This window comes from Methylotenera oryzisoli, from assembly GCF_004661485.1.
In the GTDB taxonomy this organism is placed as follows: domain Bacteria; phylum Pseudomonadota; class Gammaproteobacteria; order Burkholderiales; family Methylophilaceae; genus Methylotenera; species Methylotenera oryzisoli.
Window position 1 is genome coordinate 405255 of record NZ_PQVH01000008.1, and the last position, 19648, is coordinate 424902.

At 43.1% G+C, this 19648-nt stretch carries 19 protein-coding genes; 1 reads left to right on the forward strand and 18 read right to left on the reverse strand.

The window, feature by feature from the left end; genetic code table 11:
* Positions 1 to 62 precede the first annotated feature (62 nt).
* Positions 63 to 419: a flagellar hook-basal body complex protein FliE gene (gene fliE, locus C3Y98_RS06625; RefSeq protein WP_135277431.1), complete on the forward strand. Its 357-nt coding sequence runs from the start codon at positions 63 to 65 to the stop codon at positions 417 to 419.
* Here fliE and C3Y98_RS06630 read toward each other — a convergent pair.
* The 18 genes from C3Y98_RS06630 to C3Y98_RS06715 form a co-directional block, all read right to left on the reverse strand.
* Positions 416 to 775 (reverse strand): EscU/YscU/HrcU family type III secretion system export apparatus switch protein, encoded by a 360-nt coding sequence (locus tag C3Y98_RS06630; protein ID WP_135277433.1) that lies wholly within the window; start codon positions 773 to 775, stop codon positions 416 to 418. The genes fliE and C3Y98_RS06630 overlap by 4 nt on opposite strands.
* Positions 768 to 1736 carry a flagellar hook-length control protein FliK gene (gene fliK / locus C3Y98_RS06635; RefSeq protein WP_135277435.1) on the reverse strand — a complete coding sequence of 323 codons (969 nt, stop codon included), beginning with the start codon at positions 1734 to 1736 and terminating at the stop codon, positions 768 to 770. The genes C3Y98_RS06630 and fliK overlap by 8 nt, the downstream gene beginning before the upstream one ends.
* An 11-nt stretch (positions 1737 to 1747) precedes the next feature.
* Positions 1748 to 2071 (reverse strand): flagellar protein FliT, encoded by a 324-nt coding sequence (locus C3Y98_RS06640; protein WP_135277437.1) that lies wholly within the window; start codon positions 2069 to 2071, stop codon positions 1748 to 1750.
* A gap of 15 nt (positions 2072 to 2086) precedes the next feature.
* Entirely contained in the window at positions 2087 to 2566 is a 480-nt protein-coding gene (gene fliS, locus C3Y98_RS06645) for a flagellar export chaperone FliS (RefSeq protein ID WP_135277439.1), read from the reverse strand.
* 21 nt (positions 2567 to 2587) lie between these two features.
* Positions 2588 to 4273, reverse strand: a complete 1686-nt coding sequence (gene fliD / locus C3Y98_RS06650; protein ID WP_135277441.1) for a flagellar filament capping protein FliD — start codon at positions 4271 to 4273, stop codon at positions 2588 to 2590.
* A gap of 147 nt (positions 4274 to 4420) precedes the next feature.
* The gene (locus C3Y98_RS06655; protein WP_135277443.1) at positions 4421 to 4795 is read right to left on the reverse strand and encodes a flagellar protein FlaG; all 375 of its coding nucleotides are present in this window, start codon (positions 4793 to 4795) and stop codon (positions 4421 to 4423) included.
* A gap of 71 nt (positions 4796 to 4866) precedes the next feature.
* Positions 4867 to 5664 (reverse strand): flagellin N-terminal helical domain-containing protein, encoded by a 798-nt coding sequence (locus tag C3Y98_RS06660; RefSeq protein ID WP_135277445.1) that lies wholly within the window; start codon positions 5662 to 5664, stop codon positions 4867 to 4869.
* 333 nt (positions 5665 to 5997) lie between these two features.
* Positions 5998 to 8082, reverse strand: a complete 2085-nt coding sequence (locus C3Y98_RS06665; protein ID WP_135277447.1) for an O-linked N-acetylglucosamine transferase family protein — start codon at positions 8080 to 8082, stop codon at positions 5998 to 6000.
* A 41-nt stretch (positions 8083 to 8123) separates the two neighbouring features.
* Positions 8124 to 9152 (reverse strand): class I SAM-dependent methyltransferase, encoded by a 1029-nt coding sequence (locus C3Y98_RS06670; protein WP_135277449.1) that lies wholly within the window; start codon positions 9150 to 9152, stop codon positions 8124 to 8126.
* A gap of 52 nt (positions 9153 to 9204) precedes the next feature.
* Entirely contained in the window at positions 9205 to 10320 is a 1116-nt protein-coding gene (locus tag C3Y98_RS06675) for a DegT/DnrJ/EryC1/StrS family aminotransferase (protein WP_135277769.1), read from the reverse strand.
* A 9-nt stretch (positions 10321 to 10329) separates the two neighbouring features.
* Positions 10330 to 10740 (reverse strand): sugar 3,4-ketoisomerase, encoded by a 411-nt coding sequence (locus C3Y98_RS06680; RefSeq protein WP_135277450.1) that lies wholly within the window; start codon positions 10738 to 10740, stop codon positions 10330 to 10332.
* 227 nt (positions 10741 to 10967) lie between these two features.
* Positions 10968 to 11690 carry a phosphocholine cytidylyltransferase family protein gene (locus C3Y98_RS06685; RefSeq protein ID WP_135277452.1) on the reverse strand — a complete coding sequence of 241 codons (723 nt, stop codon included), beginning with the start codon at positions 11688 to 11690 and terminating at the stop codon, positions 10968 to 10970.
* The gene (locus tag C3Y98_RS06690; protein ID WP_209308759.1) at positions 11687 to 12289 is read right to left on the reverse strand and encodes a gamma-glutamyl-gamma-aminobutyrate hydrolase family protein; all 603 of its coding nucleotides are present in this window, start codon (positions 12287 to 12289) and stop codon (positions 11687 to 11689) included. The genes C3Y98_RS06685 and C3Y98_RS06690 overlap by 4 nt, the downstream gene beginning before the upstream one ends.
* A complete protein-coding gene (locus C3Y98_RS06695) occupies positions 12279 to 14675 on the reverse strand; it encodes a PEP/pyruvate-binding domain-containing protein (protein ID WP_135277454.1) in 2397 nt (798 codons plus the stop codon). Before C3Y98_RS06695 ends, C3Y98_RS06690 begins: the two co-directional genes overlap by 11 nt.
* Complete coding sequence (locus C3Y98_RS06700) at positions 14672 to 16012, reverse strand: formyltransferase family protein (protein ID WP_135277456.1); 1341 nt, start codon at positions 16010 to 16012, stop codon at positions 14672 to 14674. The genes C3Y98_RS06695 and C3Y98_RS06700 overlap by 4 nt, the downstream gene beginning before the upstream one ends.
* Positions 16009 to 16527, reverse strand: coding sequence for an adenylyl-sulfate kinase (locus C3Y98_RS06705; RefSeq protein ID WP_135277458.1), 519 nt, complete (start codon positions 16525 to 16527; stop codon positions 16009 to 16011). Before C3Y98_RS06705 ends, C3Y98_RS06700 begins: the two co-directional genes overlap by 4 nt.
* Complete coding sequence (locus C3Y98_RS06710) at positions 16527 to 19163, reverse strand: glycosyltransferase 61 family protein (protein WP_135277459.1); 2637 nt, start codon at positions 19161 to 19163, stop codon at positions 16527 to 16529. Before C3Y98_RS06710 ends, C3Y98_RS06705 begins: the two co-directional genes overlap by 1 nt.
* 6 nt (positions 19164 to 19169) lie before the next feature.
* Positions 19170 to 19628, reverse strand: coding sequence for an acyltransferase (locus C3Y98_RS06715; RefSeq protein WP_135277461.1), 459 nt, complete (start codon positions 19626 to 19628; stop codon positions 19170 to 19172).
* Positions 19629 to 19648: the final 20 nt, after the last annotated feature.

The following is a 19648-nucleotide window of genomic DNA, read 5'->3' on the forward strand; positions in this document are numbered from 1 at the left end:
TTCAATTAAATGTTACATTAGCAATGAGAAATTTTAGGTTAGATATTAACAGGAGGTCAATCATGAAGGCAGGTGGTATTGATTCAAGCAGAATAGAGTCTATGCTTGCGCAAATGAGGGCTGCAGCACAACGTCCGCAAACAGAAGGTATCGCAAATTTAGCCGCCCCCATCGGGGCTGACAAAAGTACTGGAAAGCTAGATTTCGCAGACGCATTGAAAGCATCGTTAAATCAAGTGAACGAAGTACAGAAAAGCGCTGAAACATTAGGCAAGAACTTTGCCCTAGGGGATGATAGCGTCAGTTTGTCTGACGTAATGATTGCCGGTCAGAAGGCAAATATCTCATTTCAGGCGACAATCCAGGTGCGCAATAAGCTAGTTTCCGCTTATCAGGACATCATGAGCATGCAGATTTAACCTTTAAGCAACTCATCATTGGCAACACCAGCCTTACCCTCCTCTAAACGATAGAGCCAGGACAGAATCTCCGCAATTGCCTGATAAAGTGCAGGAGGTATATGATCATCCAAGTCCACCTGCATAAGTAGCGCGACCAAATCTTTAGATTCGTGCACAAAAACATCATGCTGCTTTGCCCTGGCAATAATTTGCTCAGCAATTAGCCCACGACCTTTAGCGACCACACGCGGTGCGTAATCGCCAGTAGCATAGGTTAGTGCGATGGCCTGCTGATTTGGGTTGTGTGGCGCTTGCCGATTTGGCGCTAACCCAAGCGTTGGGTTCAATCGTTTGTTTTCGTCAGCTTTATTCATATGCTGAAATAATCAAACCGTCTAACTTCAAGCCAGTATTGTTAATCGCCTGAGTTAAAGCTCGGCTTTTACTCCTAAGCTCGTCCATGGTTGAATCTTGCTCAGCCCTTAGATTAATGGAAACATATCCATTGATAATCGTTAATTTGGCAGCAACTACACCCAAATTTGGAAAATCCAACTTCAACTCGCTGACCACGGGCCTTGCATCACCCTCATGCTGAGTATCGGCCTGCTCACCCCCCTCCTCACCACGTGGCTCAGTATAAACATCCCAATCCATCATTTGCCCCGGCCACACCTCTCCATGCCAATTGATGCGATTTTGTTCTAAAACTGCCAATTGTTGTGACGTTAACGCAGCTATCTGCGTTAGGTTTTGATGTTGATTTTGAGGTTCTTGCATGATGGCAGCGACAGAACGACCGCCTTGCAGCATTTCACTTAAGTGAGACTCATAAAACAAACCGCTATTGCTAATGGCTTGCCTTAAACCTTGAGCAACCATTTGCGGGTCTTTAGGAGCATGCGTGACAATTGCGGTGGCTTCAAACTTATTGGACACGCCATTTTTCTCGGCTTCTTGCAAGTACTGACCGATCAAACGCGCAGCTTGGCTTAGCTCTGGCGCACCATCCTCGGGCACGCTGGCTTGAGGCATAAAAAAGAAAGTTGGAGCCGGCCCATCTTTAATATAACGCAGGTTAATAGATTGACCCGCCTGTGCCGTATTACCTAACTCCATTTTCAACACTGCATTATCTATTTTAACTAGATAAGCCTTGTCGTCGACTTTGGAAACGACCTGTGCAGCATACTCTCGACCAATAACAAACTGCGTTGCTCTGGCGCTTAACTCTTGTAACGTAGCCCCGATATTATCAACTGCTAACACTGGTATGACTCTACCAACTGGTGCCAGACCAGGACTAATACTTAGATTGTCTGGTAGCTTAAGCATAATAATAACGGTTACTGACTATATGCTTGCGTCAGTCTTCTTTCTGTCTGATTAGTACTCATTAAGGCATTCAATTTTGCCATCCAAGGAGAGATCAAATTACGAATCTCACGATCATCTGCCAAAATACTTTTAATGCTCGCCACCTTGCGTTTCAATGCGTCTTTTGGCAAAGGTTGCGCGTCTTCGATGGTTTTCAATGTTGCAATATGTTGCGCACAAAAAGCCTCTAGTTCCGTTAACGTGTCCCAATCTTCCATTTTTGCAGCATGCAACATCTGCTGCATAATGTTAGCAACCGTCTCATAAAGCTGAATAGTATTTTGATATTCCATTACTTTAATCCCTCACTAAACTTTAGCTTGATGCGCATATCCTTGCGCAACACCTAACCCTTGCTGGTTATTTTTCGCTTGATTCAACACTTGAGCCGTTGCTTTATTATTATCAATCGCCTCCCATGCACCTTTTAAATCCAGCAACAATTTAATCACTTCCTGCACTTGCGCTGGTTCATTACGTACATTGGCAGAAGCCAATTTACTACTCATATAGGCATAAAGCGCGTCCAAGCTTTCAGCAATTTCACCACCCGCTTTTCTATCTAAGCTCAGTCGCAAACCGCTTTCAATAATCATAATAGCCTTAGACAGCATGGCACCTTTTTGCTCAATATCTTTACGCTGCATACAGGCAATCGCACTATGGCATGCAGAAATAGCGCCATCGTAGAGCATCACAATTAACTTAACAGGACTCGCCGCTAGCACGCCAGTTTCCACACCAACTTTAGCGTATCCGTTAACACCTTTTTGGTTTAGTCCAAACATAACGACAACCTCTTCTGTTGATTATTTTGCATTAAGTGCTGCTATTTGCTGTGTAAGGAAAGTGCTGGTAGACGACATACTTGTGAGTAAAACATCCAACCTAGCGTACTGTGCTCTATAACGATCTTCGATTGCCGTCAAACGGGAAGTGATGCGCTCAGTTTGCGTGTCTAAACGTTTTATCGAACTATTGATACCGTCAGTTCTCGCTGCCAAGATACCATCATCACTGAGCAAACTATCTAATAGCGTACTTAACTTAGCAGCATAACCTTGACTAAAACTAACAGTGCCACGCGCACCTAATGCGCCACCCGCCACATTGATGGTTAAGCCTTCACTGTCATCACCCAGTGCACCTCGCAACGTTGTGCTACTGCCGGTCGCCGTTGCCCCATTAATAGTTCCTTGCGCATTCAGCAGCGTTGATCCAAGCTGCGTTACCGAAATGGCATAAGTGCCCTCTTTCGTTTTAGACGTGCTACTCACAAAACTCACTTGAGGGTCTGTTGCTCTAGCAGTAGCAGCAAACAGGCTTGCTATATCGTTAAAGTTGCTGCTTACAGCACTAGCAAATTTAGTACTATCCAAGCTTAATTTACCGTCACGTTGAAAGGTCACACCGATCTGTGTAAGTGAGTTTATCGAACTGCCATTAGCAATTGCAGTATTCATCACGGCACGTATCTGATTAATCACAGAACGCGCGGTAGAGTCACCCAATAAAGCACCATTCGCCTGACCAGTTTCATCAAACTTTGTCAGGTTGCGTAAAGTGGTGTCTAATTTATTGAAAGCATCTACAAAAGAGGTAACTGATGTTTTAATTGCATCTTGATTGCTTGCAACAGATAAATTTAATGCGCTACCAGAGGTCAATCCAACTAAATTAAGGGTCACCCCCTCAATTGCGTCAGTGATTGAGTTGCTAGACTTCACAATATCAATGCCATCGATTTTTAAAATAGAGTTTTTAGCATCTTGCAGTACGGACAAGTTTTTACCATTGCCAGCGGTCGCCTGCGGGTCATATGCTAATTTGGACAAGCCTGATGCATCTAGATTATTTCCATCACCATCAGCCACTGCAATTTTAAGGCTATTAACTTCGCCGGTATCTTTTGAAGTAATCACCAGACGATTAGTAGTGCCGTCATTAACAATAGTGGCTGTCACACTTGCGCCAGCTGCATTAATTGCATCACGCACGCCAGCCAATGTATTGTTAGAACTATCAATAGTGATATTAAGATCAGTTTTAGCCGCGTTCGGTGTAAAAGAGCTCGCCGTAAATGGATCAGCTACTTCAGGTGTAAACGTACCGAACGAAATGGTCAGACTGCCGGTGCCAACTACATCTGAAACACTGGAAAAACCGCCCACACTTAACTTTTGAGATTTAGCTAGCTGACTGACACTAATGTCATAACTACCCACTGTAGCGCTGCCATTTGATGTTGCTGTCAATACGCTAGTGTTGCTCGATGTAACGCTCTGCGCATTAAACTTAGATAAGCTTGAAAGTGCATTTACGGAGGTTTGGAATGTGGACAATGCACTTTTGAGGGTGCCGTATGCTGAAATTTGTGATTGATATGCCGTTTTTTGTGTTGCTACTTTAGTTAAAGGAGCTTTCTCAACATTCATCAAGCTAGTAACGATGCCATTAACATCAAGGACAGAACCTATTCCTGAAGTTGTAGCCATATTAATTCTCCTCGTTAAAATTACTCGTTAAATGTTTGTCACATTTCGCACTCTAAACAACACAAATACATTTAATTTAACAAGCATAGTTTATAAACAACAATTCATTTACCTAATAAAGCATCAAAATAAGCTTCTTATTACAAATTAGGCTTGCTCTCTCACTACTAGACCTTGCAATCTACCTAAAGTTTTGGAAAATGCTAACACTTCCTCATTTGGTATTTGCCTTAATACTTTATCGGTTGCAGTATCAACAACTTGAACAATCACACGATCTGACTCTTCATCCATTTTAAACTGAACCGTTTGCAATGCTGGCGCAACAAGCTCATTCAGCTTATTGACGGCATTTGATAATGCTGTTTTATCAACTTCCGCTGATTGTTTGATTTCCGGTTTGACACTTCCGGCTGCCTTAGCACCTGTCACCCCTGAAATGGCATTTTGGCCCCCGGCAATATTTTGCGCGGCGGCCTGATTTTTTACTGCACCATATCCATCTATTGGTGTACTAAACATGATTTATCCTCCTAAAAATCCCACAGGATGATCAGTCCTGTGGGTGATAAGGGCTTTTACGCTACTAAAACTTAACCTCTTAACAGTGACAACACGTTGTTAGGTAGTGAGTTTGCTTGTGCTAACATCGCTGTACCTGCTTGTTGCAAGATTTGACCACGTGTTAGGTTAGCTGTTTCTGCAGCGAAGTCAGCATCCATGATGCGTGATTTAGCTGATGATTGGTTTTCTACTGAAATTTGTAGGTTACTTACTACAGACTCAAAACGGTTTTGAATCGCACCTAGTGTTGCACGGCTAGTATTCGCAGCAGTTAGTGCAGCATCAATCGCGGTAATCGCAGTAGATGCAGATGCTACTGATGAAACGTTACCTGTGATAGTAGCAGCAGATACAGATGCAGTAGTGATGGTATCACCAGCGTCAGCACCCACTTGGAAAGTTTGCGCAGCACCGAATACTGAAGTACCGTTGAATTTTGTTGCTGTTGAAAGACGTGAAACCTCAGCTGATAATTGTGTAAACTCAGCATCTAAGTTTGCACGGTCTGTACTTGTGTTAGTACCGTTGATTGATTGAACAGCTAATTCACGCATACGTTGCAATGCATCAGTTTGTTTTGACAAACCACCCTCAGCAACTTGTGCAAAAGAGATTGCGTCATTCGCATTACGAATCGCTACTTGTTGACCACGTACTTGTGAGTCCATACGTGTAGCAATTGCCAAACCAGCCGCATCATCTTTAGAGCTGTTGATGCGTAAGCCTGATGACAAACGTTGTAGTGATGTATTTAATGAGCTTTGTGAAGCTGATAAGTTACGTTGTGTGTTTAATGACGCAAGGTTTGTATTGATAACTGAAGCCATGATAATTCTCCTAATATTTAGTTAATTACAACTACATCTTATTGCCTTTAGCTTTGCAGATTCAGTTCAATTTGCGCTGCTGTTATTTCTTTTATCGGACAGTTTTTTAGAAAGTTTAGGGTCAGATTTAAATATTTTTTAAATTCTGAATTTCCTTATTTACACTTTCCTCATCACCTGTTGATTAAGCAATCCTGATGTTTAGGATATCGGTTCAATTAAAAAAATCTTTAATATGGATTTAACAAGAAGATAAATTATTATGGTATGGAGGGTGGTTTAAATAAACATAACATATTGATTATAAATATTAAAAAACTTAATCTTCTTTAATCAATTTGGCACTTTGAATGAGGTAGCAGGCTGACTCTTGCACCATCTAACCCACATAAAGCGTAGCGCTAGTGTCAAATTATCACTAATAAGCTTGGGCTGATTAAGTGCAGAATCATTAAATTTTTTGCGTAAAGTGGTGCGAAGTTCTGACAAATCTTGCAAATGCTCTGCAAAATAAATGCCTTTACTAATAAAATCTTCATGTGATTTCACTACAAACTCTGGCAAACCTAAATGCAACATCACTGCCATTGCACCGCGACTCATCAAACTTTGCCCCTCTATGCACAATGTCGGCACACCCATCCATGCAGCATGGCAGGTCGTGGTCACGCCGTTGGATGGAAAAGTGTCTAAGCAAACATCAACCATATCATGCAGTTTTAGATAACTCTCCATGTTACTGCGATGGTGAATTATTAGCCTATCCATCCCAACTGCATGGCTGGAAAGTTGGCTAACAAGGCCGTCATAACTGCCATTTTTAGGCATTGCACCTAACAATAGTTTTGAATTTGGTACTGCATTTAATAACTTTGCCCATAATTTAATAACGCTTGGAGTGATTTTCTCCACGCGATTAAAACAACCAAAGGTAATAAATCCGTTATTAAGTGCAGGCAAAGTGTGCACTTCTGGTGATAGTACTGATGGAATAAACGGTGCATTTGCAGGCAGTTGAACTATCCGCTCCGTAAACTGCTGATCAAACTTCCCTGGCGGCAGCAGGTGTGCGTCCGCCAAATAGTAATCCATTGCCGTTAATCCCGTGGTGGCTAGATAGCCAAGCCAGCTAATCTGGATAGGTGCAGGCTTCATAGCAAAGCTCATCAACCGATTACCAGCTGTATGTCCATCCAAATCTACGAGAATATCAATTCGATCTGCTCTAATCTTTTCTGCGAGCGCAGCATCTGTTAATTCATCAACTTTATTCCAATGTTTAAATTTAGGTTTAAGTCGCTGCGTGACTTCGTCTTCCAACGCGTTGTTTGCATAAGCATGCAATGCAATATCTGTTACTTGCGACAGATGCTCAAGCACGGGCTCAAAGAAACTCGCTAAAGAGTGCTCCCTAAAGTCGGCGGACACAAAACCAACGTTCAGGCATTTAGTTAAATTAGATTGATGCGAGTGTTTTGGCCATGCTGATTTATAGACAGCCTCGTACTGAGATCCAAATTTGCGGTGCTCTGCAAACAGGTCGGCAGCATTCACAATATCCGTATGTGATAGGCAAAATAATAAATTACTGTAGCAACTAGCGTAACCAGGGTTAATTGCTAGTGCTTTACGGTAATAAACCACAGCAGTCGCGACATCACCCATATCTTTGGTGACAATCCCTAAATTATTATAAGCTGCAGCATAATCAGGCTGAAGTGTGATCGCACGCTTAAAAGCGGCCGCAGCGTTGACTAAGTCGCCCTGCCCTTTCAACACTAATCCATAATAACAATACTCTTGCGCATCATCTTTATTTAGCGCTAGGGCATTACTCGCAGCTAATCGGGCATCCTTTTTTTGCACCAACAGTATGTCGCTCATCATTTTCCAGCCAGTGAGCCATTTTGGATAAGATTCCAGTAACTGCTGCAATGCAACTTCAGCCACTTGGTAGCGCTTATTTAAAAACAGTTGAATCAGTTTCTCTTGTATATGTGCTGCTGGCAGCTGCTCACCTATGGCGGACGCTAACTGCAAACTCTCGGCTTGCCGTTGTGCTAGCAGTTGCTCTAAATAATGAACCGATTCACCGTCGAGGCCAGCATCACGCCCATACGTAAGCACGAGCTTCGCATCTTCATAACGGCTAGCATCAATTAACGCGCCAATATAGCCCAACCAGTGCGGTGCATTTTGAGGGTCCTGCTCTAGTGCGGTATTAAAATAAGGCAAGCTTTCTGATGCCCGCAGGCTTTCTTGTAATAGTAAACCTAATTGGTAATTGGTTTGTGGCTGATGAGGACTGACCGCTAATATGGTGTGCAATAGCTGCTCAGCCTCAAGCCAATGTCCAGAATCATGCAATTGCAATGCACGCTGCAGCGTTTGGGTAATGTCCTCAGTGTTTTGAATCATATAAATACATCACATCCATCAGACATTACCATGCTTGAAAATTACTTAGTCTTCAATAGCTCAGCTAACTCATTAGCTAATATCTGCGCAGTTTCAGGCTGAAGCGCATGTTGCTGACCAAGCGTTAATACATCGGGAATAGAATGCGTAATGCCGGATAACATTAACGCATCCACATAAGATACCCAGTACTGCTCAATCGCTGGGTTAGACTCTACGGCTATCTCTAAACGAGGCAATGCATCTGCCGCGCTTTTTAGACTCACTTCTATCAAGCCCAGGCCATGATTGGCCTCCGCATGCCGTGGTTCAATATTCAATATTTCCAAATACAAGCTCTGCGCTTCTGCCAAACTGCCATTTTGCTGATGCGACTGCGCAAGAGTTAACACATCCTGAATTGCCTGTTGCATATCCTGCGCCACCTGCTCACCTTGGCCTGCACCAGCAGGCTGTTCTGGCAGATATTGTCTTGCCAGACTTAACAACTGTTCATCACCAATATCTGACACACAAGCAAGTGCCCATAAATCAAAATAATCTGGTCTACAGGTGCCAACCACTTTGGCAAAGCCTGCTGACTCTAAAGTGCCCAGTAACACGTTGAGTGTAAAACCGCAGCGATGCGACATGTAAAGGTTACCTTGACTCATCGGCGGGCGGTGACCGTATAAAATATCTAAGGGTGCAATTGGCCCCGCAGCAGAAATATAAGCAGGCTCAGTTAACTTACCCTGCGCAACTAAGGCACAGACCGATTGCAAATCTGGGCAAGTAATCACCACAAAGCCATCAGGGCGGAGCACGCGTTTAAACTCAGCCAACGCAATTGGCACTTCATGCGGATATAAATGCTCAATGTTATGCGATGAAAAAATAGCATCTACACTGCCTGATGGCACTGCAGACATATCAGTCATGGTACCAACCACATCCGGATTGACTGCCGGGTTAATATCCAAACGCAATTCATTCCAACTATTGAGATCAAATCCCTGTGGGCGATTAGGTTGCTGCGTTACTGGGTCACGATAAAGAGGACCACAGCCCACATGTAAAAAAGTTTTCATTCAAAGATTCTCTTTTTAAAATTACTTCTATATAAATTAGCTTAATAAAAAATTATGATTGGCTGACAACAGGACAAACTGATGTTAACACCGAGAGTACGTGCTCGACATCAGACGCGGCTAAATGCGGCCCGATTGGCAAGCTGAGCACTTGCTTTGCTAACCGTTCAGCCCTAGGCAAGCTGCCGGATTTTATATCAAGTATCTGATAAGCCTTTTGCAAATGTGGCGGCACGGGGTAATGAATCAAAGTCTGCACCCCCGCTGATGCCAACTGTGATTGCAATGCGTCACGCTCAGGCGTAGCAACCACATATAAGTGCCAGACCGGATCGGCCCATGTGGGCACATTAGGCAACTCTATGGCCAAACCACCCAAGGCTTGGCTATAGGTTTTTGCGATAGCCTGACGGCGTTGATTCCAAGCATCAAGATATTTGAGTTTGACTGAAAGTGCTGCCGCCTGAATGGGATCCAAACGACTATTGACGCCACGCTCTTCATTGTAATATTTAACAGACGAACCATAATTACCCAATTCACGCACTCGTGATGCAATGGCTTCATTATTGGTGGTAATTGCGCCGCCATCACCCAATGCACCTAAATTTTTACCCGGGTAAAAACTCCAGGCAACGACATCACCGTGACTACCAATTTTTCTGCCGCGCACCCTAGCGCCATGGGCTTGTGCCGCATCTTCAACCACGGCTAAACCATGCTTTTTAGCCAACGCACAAATCGCATCCATATCCGCAGGCATGCCATATAAATGCACTGGCATGATAGCTTTGGTACGAGGCGTAATAAAACGCTCGATGCTAGCAACATCAATGTTATAACTACCTTCTGCTGGCTCTACTGGAATCGGTTTAGCTCCCACAGCGCTCACCGCTAGCCATGTAGCAATAAAGGTGTGCGAAGGCACAATCACTTCATCACCCACACCGATATCTAAAGCACGTAAGGCCAGCGTTAAGGCATCTAAACCATTACCCACGCCAACACAATATTTAGCTTCAGTATAAGTAGAAAAATCCGCTTCAAAGCTCTCCACTTCACCACCGCCGATATACCAGCCTGAGCGGCTAGCTCTAAGCAAGGCAGCATCTAGTTCATGCCCGAGCTCGCTATAAGCGGCTTTTAAATCTAAAAAAGGTACGCGCATTTCGCTCAATTACTTTACCCATCTGGCTTTCATAAAGTCATCATAATTACGATAGTAGTCATCTTCACTATACTTATTAGAAGCTAGCACCATCAACACCGATCCTGATGAAAAGTTATCCATCTCTCGCCAGATCATCGGGCACACATACAAGCCGTAGTAGGACCGTGCCAAATGAAAAGTTTTCTTATCCTTACCATCATCCAAGGTAATATCAAAGCTGCCAGACATTGCAATAATCAACTGATGTAAACCTTTATGCGCATGCCCCCCACGATCAGAGCCGCCCGGTACATCATATACGTAGTACACACGCTCTATTGCAAATGGGATATGGTGATTACTTTCCACAAACGACAAATTGCCGCGAGGCTCGTGGATTTTCGGTAGTTCAATGATTCTGCAGTCTTCTAATGGCATAATAATCTCATACTACAATATAGTTTTTTTAAACACCTTGATTAATCGCATCTTAAATTGATATTCATTTACATCCTACATTCTGCTGACCAAACACTACCTGATGAATAAACATTAAACAAAGCCATATCAGTGCCTATCAACAAATGAAAAAACATGCTATAGGTATTAAGTCGTATGATTCTATCGACTTAATATCTATTTACACCTATTGAATATTTATAACATTAAGTCTGAACTTGATATATTTCTAGATCATCTGCTGAATCAACCTCGCCCCATGGGAGCTCATAAGAAACAGCATGAACAGCAACACGCCCAGCCTTAATGACCATTTGCAAAGTACCAGTCATATGCATACGGTCGCGTTCTGTCTGCGTTAAACCATCGCGAATTCTAATCACTTCAGCCCATCCCTCGGGGGTGAAACGTAAAAGCCCCATATACTGCCCTTGCACCTCTTCAACAGACTTTGGTTTTTCGCCAATTTCAGCCAACGTATTATCTGAATTCAGCTTAAAGGTTTCAGCATCCACTAAAGGATCATCAAAGCGCTTCTGCCAAAGCTTTAACCAGCTAGGGTCATAAGTCACTGCCAAACGATGATTCACATCCATCAGAGATTTTACGGCAGAGGCCTCATAAAAAATATCAGAATAACTGACAATACAGGGTTCATTCTTTAGCCACTCATCGGCACTTGTTAAGGACGAAACCATATTAGTTTCAGCCCAGCGTGGGTTGTGAAACTCTACTAGCCCATAAGATGCCAATAACTCGCGCTTGTACCCAGTCACGATGGCGATTTCACTAACACCTGCTTTTCGCAATGCTTGTAATTGCCACTCCAATAATGTCTTGCCACGCAACTCAACTAGACACTTTGGCTTCTGATCTGTTAGGTCTTTCATACGGCTACCACGACCAGCCGCTAAAATAATGGCTTTCATTTAAACAATGCTTTCAATCGGTCAATATCAATCGGGTTAAATGGTGTTTCCCGTTCTGGATGCCACATCCAGCCCTCCCATTGTAGTGCGCTATGCTTAATTGCTTCAATTTCACCATCTTCCGCCTGTGCAGTCACCACAAAATCTTGGGGACACTCAGCCAAACTATACCGATGATAGCTATTCACTTCATGTGCAAGGCTCCCATGCAGGGTATGTCGCTTACGTACATGTCCATTAACAAGCTTCAAACTAACCCCCTTATGTGCAGCCATCATTTGCATGCCTCTACATACACCAAGTACAGGTATCTTGCATTCTGCCGCCCACACCAAAAGCTGATGCTCTGTTTCATCTCGCATCGGTGATAAGCCAAAATCCTCACCGCCAGAAAGAATTAATCGGTTAATACCCCATTGCTCGCAGTATGCCTTGATTGAATCTCTCCCGATATTTGGCAAAGGCATCCAAATTGCTTCTGGTAAAGCAGTATTAAGAAAACTCGCCCAAACACTAGCTAAAGCGTCTCGAGGTTCATCATACCCCTCAGCCTGAAGTATGCGCATTGTGACGCCAATGCGAAGCTTACTAATTAACATACAACGGCCTTAATATTTTATCTGCACAGTTCAACTCTACACTTTCTGCTTGAAGTACTCGCTGAAAGATTTGATCCCCGCACCCGATCGCTGCTGGTAGCCCTAGTTCAGCACAGCGCACTGCCATATGAGAATTTGCACCGCCAAAACGCGTGATTAATGCCATAGGCTCTTTGGTAAATATCCAGTCGAAACCAGGGTCTGCATTTTCAATACAAATAATACAGTGCTTAATATTAACGGTTGTGGGTGTATTCGCCTCAAGTTGAAAAACTCGTCCAGATGCTGCGCCAAGCCCGATAAAGTTCGGAACACTACGATTAAGTGTCGCCACATAGATATCCTGCACGCCAAACACGATATGTCCTAGTCGGAAAGCATGTGCCGCAGACATGGTGCCACGTGCGGATTCTGCAATATCAAGATAATATCTATCGACATCATCCATCACTGGCTGAGTAAGACTTCTCACGATTTGTGGCCATTCTAAATAGGAAATATCATCTCGTGATAAACCATATGACTCACCCCAACGCACGATTTCAGATAATGCATCAGACAAACTTCGCGTAAATACAAATTTGACATACTCACGTGCAGCAATCGCTTTTTCTGCGTAACTCAATAACATCTCGGCATTGAGTGAGCCAAAACCAACCTCATGCAGTAACGAATCTATACTCGCATGTTCTGTATCAGATAACTTAAATTTTGGACGCGATATGCTCACAGGCATCGCCATTGCATCGACAAACAAATCATCACGCTCATCATATCTTAGTGAAGTCACCTCATAGGTTCCTGGGCGTAAATGACCGTATTTATTAAAGAATGAAAGCCGAGAGAACTGACCATTACAAACCTGCGCATATTCATCTAGCATGCTACCTGTAATGGTCTGGATACTGCGCTTAAACTCGGTTAATCGTTGATCACTAAGTGCACCACGCCTCACTGCTGAGCGTAATAACGCCTCTGCAATAAAAGCATGACGAGCAACTACAGCAAAAGAGGATGTACCAAACTCCTTACACTTTGTTAGCAGAAACTCAGCTCTAGCAAGATGAACATAACCTTCATCATTTACTTTATTCATTTCCAGCTGCTCTAGATGCGCTGTAGACCTCAATGCCAAATCTAAAGTATTGTCAGGATGGCTATCTAAACACTGATGAGTAAGCTCAGTTAACACTTTACGATATTCTTCAAACTCATCATCATTGAGCAATGCTGGATAACGTGCCTTAAAATCCTCAATAAAACAAAAGTCAAGGCAAGTGGGCACAATTTCGAACTCTACCTTGTCATGAAACTCAGGAAAGGCTTCTAATCTATCAAGCCATGCATTAACAAGCTTCTCCCCTACGGCCTCAGAAACACTTGCAGGTAAAAAAGAATTAAAACTGTTTCGCACATCAATATAGGGGTGGCTGTTGATGAGCAACATCAATTCGGCAGAATCGAGTGCCCTGTATCCCATACTAGCTCGTGCTTCACGCCAAACTGACTTAGTAATCAACTCTCGATACAGCGATGCCGCCAACGGCTTGGGGGTCGTGCCGATAATCTCCGCAGGGTTCCAGTCTGGCATCACCGCAAGAATAGTACGTTCGCCCAAAATACCATCACGCCGCTTTGAGCAATTTCTTACATAGTCCTCAACATGTGCTAATTGCCTTTTCACACGGCGCTCGGTCACTGGGTGCCAATGCCGTGCAAGCGCGATTCGCCTTACTTGGAAAAGAAATAGTTGCCCAGCTTTATTCATCCCAAACTCAATGTCTAACGCGGCACATTTACAAATAGCTTCTAACTCTTTAGCCAAGCCTAGAAACAGCGCGATTCTAGGTGACCTGATTAAGCTACTATCGGCATCACGATAAACAAACAGGCTTTTATGAATACCGTTTCCACTGGTAACAACATCGGTACGACCGCTCTCATCATCAAAATCAATACAGATGTAAGGCGCACCGTTCACCATATCATATGTCATGATGACGCCACTTACTTCAATATCGCTAATCATCGGCTGTACCAGCACCTGATCACGAGCGTTGCCAGTCATCGACTGTAGTACTTCTTCAATAGCAAGTATGAGTGCATCACTATTTTCAGCATGTACATTCAGATTACTTAAAAATGCACCCGCCATTGAACTATAAGCACCATCTTCATTTAAGCCGCTAGACCTCACAGCCAAGGTCTCATTACCAAATCGTTGATGAATCGCTTCTAAGATAGCTGATTTTTCTATTACCCATTGGTCCCGTGTGAAGAAGTATATTTCTGGAACCATTGCTTCAGTGACCAAATCTTTCAGATTCCACAGAGTTTCCGCTTTGGTTCCAAATTTAAACGCCTGAGATATTGCTAGTGTGCTCATGATGCATGATCTTTCTTCAACGACAATATCGCTAGGTGTTTAAGGATGGGATGAATAACATAATATGTCTCACCTTCTTCTGGGTGCTGTTCAAAAAGTGTAGGGAAATCACCAGAACTGATATAAGCACGTAAAACTTCTACCAATAAATCTGCACGTATCGCGGAATCATAGGCGCGATCAACATCCATATTAAAAGGCGGGATAGGATAATGTTTCTGCGCCACTACGGGCCCTGTATCAATCATACGATCGAGGAATAAAGCCGTAACACCTGGCATCTCTTGTTTTAACAACGCATAATAAATGGTGGTACTGCCACGATACTGCGGCAACCAACCAGAGTGCATATGCAGGAACTTTGGCGCCAATGCTAGCGTACGCTCGGACACTATCTGGCCACCAACGCCTGAATAAATAATGGCAGAAGGCTCTGCGTCCGAGATGCAGTTTACACATTCCTCTGAGTTTACATCAACTGAACTACATCGGCTTATCTCTATATTTGCCCGATCACAGGTTTGCATAATTGACTCTGCAAGGTTCGGTAACAAAATACCATGCCAACGATTATTTGGCGTGCTTTGTTGCTCAAGTGAAGGAGTATCACCTAGTAAAATAACCTTCTCTGGATACAATCCATTGGCAACCAACGCTTGAATATATGCCTGAGAACGTGCTGTCTGCGCGGCTAACAACACAACACCTTTGAGCTTCATGGGCATATGTTCAGCTAAGATTAGAGCATTCTGTCCAATTTCAACACCCCCCTCGACAGGCAGCCTTTCCAACTTCAAACAAAGCTCATCAACATGCCCTCGCTCTGCTAGCATTAAGCTTTGCACGCGACTACTCAACGATTCACTTAACTGCTGATACGCAGCCGTTAATGTATCCATAATCTTAAACAAGGCATTTAAATAGGGTAACGACAAAGTAATGGCGTAGGCCAAGTTCAATACTTCTGCAAACCGAACATAACGTGTCCAATTTTTATAGTCCGTTACGTCAACAGGCCTCCAATTAAAATTGTAACGACTATGAAGCCGCTTACTCACCTCAAAGCGTTGTACTAGCCTATTTAATGTTTGAATGGTTTGATGACCAGTATGATGTTCTGACAATTTTTGGTGTAGCACCTCAATCACATGCATGGTAGGAGAGCTATCTAAATCACTCGCCGCAGTATCAATCGCTTGCTTTTCAGTAAGCGTCTGCTCACGTTGCCTATGCCATGCTGTTAAAAACGCCTTGCCATGAAACTTTGTATAAAAATAGGTGTTTCTATTTTCCAATAGATCACCTGAGGCATAGTCATAAGAAACTGTGTGGTTCAAATCAACCCCGCTTGCTCAAGAATATTTGAGGCTAACACTTTAATATTGGCATCGTTTTTTGAGGTGTCGATCGTTACATCTGAGCCAACTGGACGTTCAAAGGGAATATCGATACCCACAACATTGTTCACCTCGCCTCTTCTTGCTGCGGCATACATACCTTTTACATCGCGCGCCATTAGGACATCTAAGGGTGCATCCATAAAGACCTCAAAATAATGACTAAAACGCTTTCTATTTTCTAAGCGCATATCAGGAAAAATTGATAAGATACAACACACCACATGAATACCCTGGCTATCTAGCATTTCACATAACGCTACAATTCTTTCAGCATTGATACGGCGCCCTTGAACCGTATATGGCTCATCACCTTGATCATGTGCAAAAACCTTACGAAGCTCATCTCCATCAAGCAACACTGTATTGGGTTTAACCTCACGTAACTGCCTTGCTACCTCATGCCCTAATGTGCTTTTACCAGAGCCCGAAAGACCAATCAACCAAATGACCATTACGCTGCTCCGCCTTTGCCGACCATGTATTTCAAATTGAGCAATGCATTTGCCGCCACTTGCGCAGAAAAACCATAATAAGGTGCAAAATAGCGTTTTCTCAATACATGGCGCACAGACCGTTGTTGGTCCCATATTGATGCGTCAGCTAAAAGTTCCGCAATAGTTAGGTCTGTGGGATTAACATTAATCAGATGTTTTCTGATTGTAATATCAGGTGAATCTTTGCCAGTTAAATCATCATCTATTGCGCCCGCTACATTAAGCAATATAAAGTTTTTGTCAGCATAGATTCCTGCGAGAGGCGGCCCACCGTAGTCAAACAACATAAAATCAGCAAGCTGATACAGTGGCAAGTTATCACTGCTATCTGTAATTAAATGCGTAAAATTATGCCGCCGCAAAGTGACCACCCGCTCAGGCTCACTCTCTGGCATTAATGGATGTAATTTTACAATAACATTATAGTGATCAGTCAGCGCACTGATTTCCGCATCAAAATGCGTAACAGAAGACAATGTTTTCCATGTCGGTAACCAAACCACTGTCTTTTTCAATGGGTCGCAACCGTATCTTGCATGCAAATCGGCCTTGTCTAATTGCTGCGTAAAATATCGATCAAACCTTGGGTATCCCATCTGTACCACTACAGCGTCAGTACTCTCTGAAAATATGCCCGCATGATATGGCCCAAAACATAAAATCACATCATAAAGGCTGTTCCATTCTGATAAATTCCAGCCAGACTTTCCTGCTGCATACATAAATCGAACGTTAATATTCCCTAACTGCTTTATTAAAGGTGAGCCAGATAAATTAATTGGTTGATTGGAAACTAAATACTGATATCTGGAGTTTGCATGGATAACATCGCTAGCTGTAACTACATTACATTTCCATGGAGCAAAGAAAGCTAAGTCCGTTGCCTCTGCATCTCCGTACAGCACCACATCAAAACTACCTTCTGGCAATAAATCCCATACACAAGCATAGTGATTAACCAATTCAAGTGTATGCACTAAAAACCCAATACGATTTATATCAAAACTACGCGTAAACTCTGCCGCTAACTTTTTGGCCATGCCAGCGCTAAGACCATACTTCATCCCCAACTCCAAAGCGTCTGCTGCACTATCGATGGCGCCTGACTGCATGAGTGTTGTGATATAACTTACCCAATACTGCTCTTGCTCAGGCCTTGCCATCACAGCACGCTCAAACCTAGCCAAAGCAATAGAAGCATTTTGAGTGTGCGCTTCAATAACGCCCAAACCGTAATTAGCTTCGGCATGTTCTGGTTCTATTTTTAGCACCTCTTGATACAAACCTACAGCCTGCTCTATACGCCCAGCTTGGTAATGCTTTCTTGCAGTGGTTAATGCCTCTTCAAGCACGGGGTTGATGATAGGCTGATGCTCTAGATACAACCCAAAGCTCTCAAGTGCTGATACAAGCGCCTGAAGGCTAATCTCAAAATCTGCATGGTTAATATCATTCCAGTTGCCAGTATCAACGACCTTACCTAAGACATAAGCTAGCTGATGACCAACGGCAAAAGCAATATTACTGAAATACCAATAATTGACGACTTTAGCGTCATTCATCAATACGATAACTTTTGCACCCTCTGGTGCCCACATCATATTTAATAAGGCAGCGCCTGATGCCGCCACAATGTATTTTGCTTGACTAAAAATTCTAATTTGTTCAGTAAAACTTAAAGTGCTAGGGTCAATACTGACAAAGCCCTCTGACTCTAACTTTTGCTGTATTGCAGCTTCATTCACCACAGAGCGTGCGTGATACTGCCTACCTGAGAATCTCTTAATAAAAATTCTTTCTGGTGCCGACTCAGATTTTTCTTGAGCCACTAATGCCAGAAAAGCATTTCTAGTTGCGATTAAAGCATCTGGATGAAAAATGGCATGTTGCGGCTCGGCAAGCTGATGTAAAGCATCCGAAGAAATAGCATTGGGTCGCTGAAATACGATATTTGCCACAGGACTTACCCATAGCGCTTCAGGGAAGGTATTTAACGACATGGCATCTACTTTAAGCAGCTGGTCTTCTCTAACCCCTAATAAAAAGAGTGCCTCTAACATACTTGGGTATGATCTTGAATCAACCACTACTTTATAGGATGAGAAGTCGAGACCTTGCTCTTTAAGCAATACAAGCTGAGGTAAAAATTCAGTCATCCAGTGAGCATAATTATATGATCCATTGCCAACTAGATTGATAACGCTACATGTGTAATTGTGTCGCTCTTTAATATTGCGATAGCCGATCATGTTTTGATCCTGCTTAATATAACAACTCAATGTAGCTTGCTCTGAGGTTTCCCAATATTCTGTAGAAAAATATTGATGGCAGATGCTCTTATTCTGAATAATGGGGAAAGCTGCCCCGCCTATCAGCTTAAAATCACTCACTACAGCACAATAAATTGCAGGATGCGTTAACGCATGCGCCTCAAATACATCTGCATTTGAGCACGCCTCCCCAAACATTGGAATCGCAGGTGTAACGTATGTAACTTGCTCTTTTAACTTTATACCGCCAAATTTAGCAACAGTGTCATCAACAGTCCCCAGCTCAAAAATCTCAAATTTTGATTTATCTACATGATCACTCATTTAATGCTAGCCCTTCTTTGGCTTTGCTGGGTTACCGATAACAACCGCATGATCAGCAACATCTTTTGTCACCACTGAGCCAGCCCCTACCACTGCACCGATACCAATTCTAATACCGGGCAACAACACAGCGCCACCGCCGATAGAGGCACCTTTGCAAATAACAGTCTTCTCTAATTTAAATGCAGTATTTTTAGACTTTGGGTACCGATCATTAGTGAAAGTGACATTAGGACCAATGAAAGCGTCATCTTCTATCGTAATGCCATCCCATATATAGTTACCGCACTTAACTGTAACGTTATTACCAATCACTACTTCATTTTCGACAAAACAATGTGCGTTGATATTGCAGTTATCGCCGATTCTTGCGTCAGCTAAAACTACGGTGAACTGCCATATTTTTGTACCAGCGCCAATATGCTCAGATTGGCAGTCGGCAAGCGGATGAATATTTTTAGACATTAATAATCCTAATCACTACT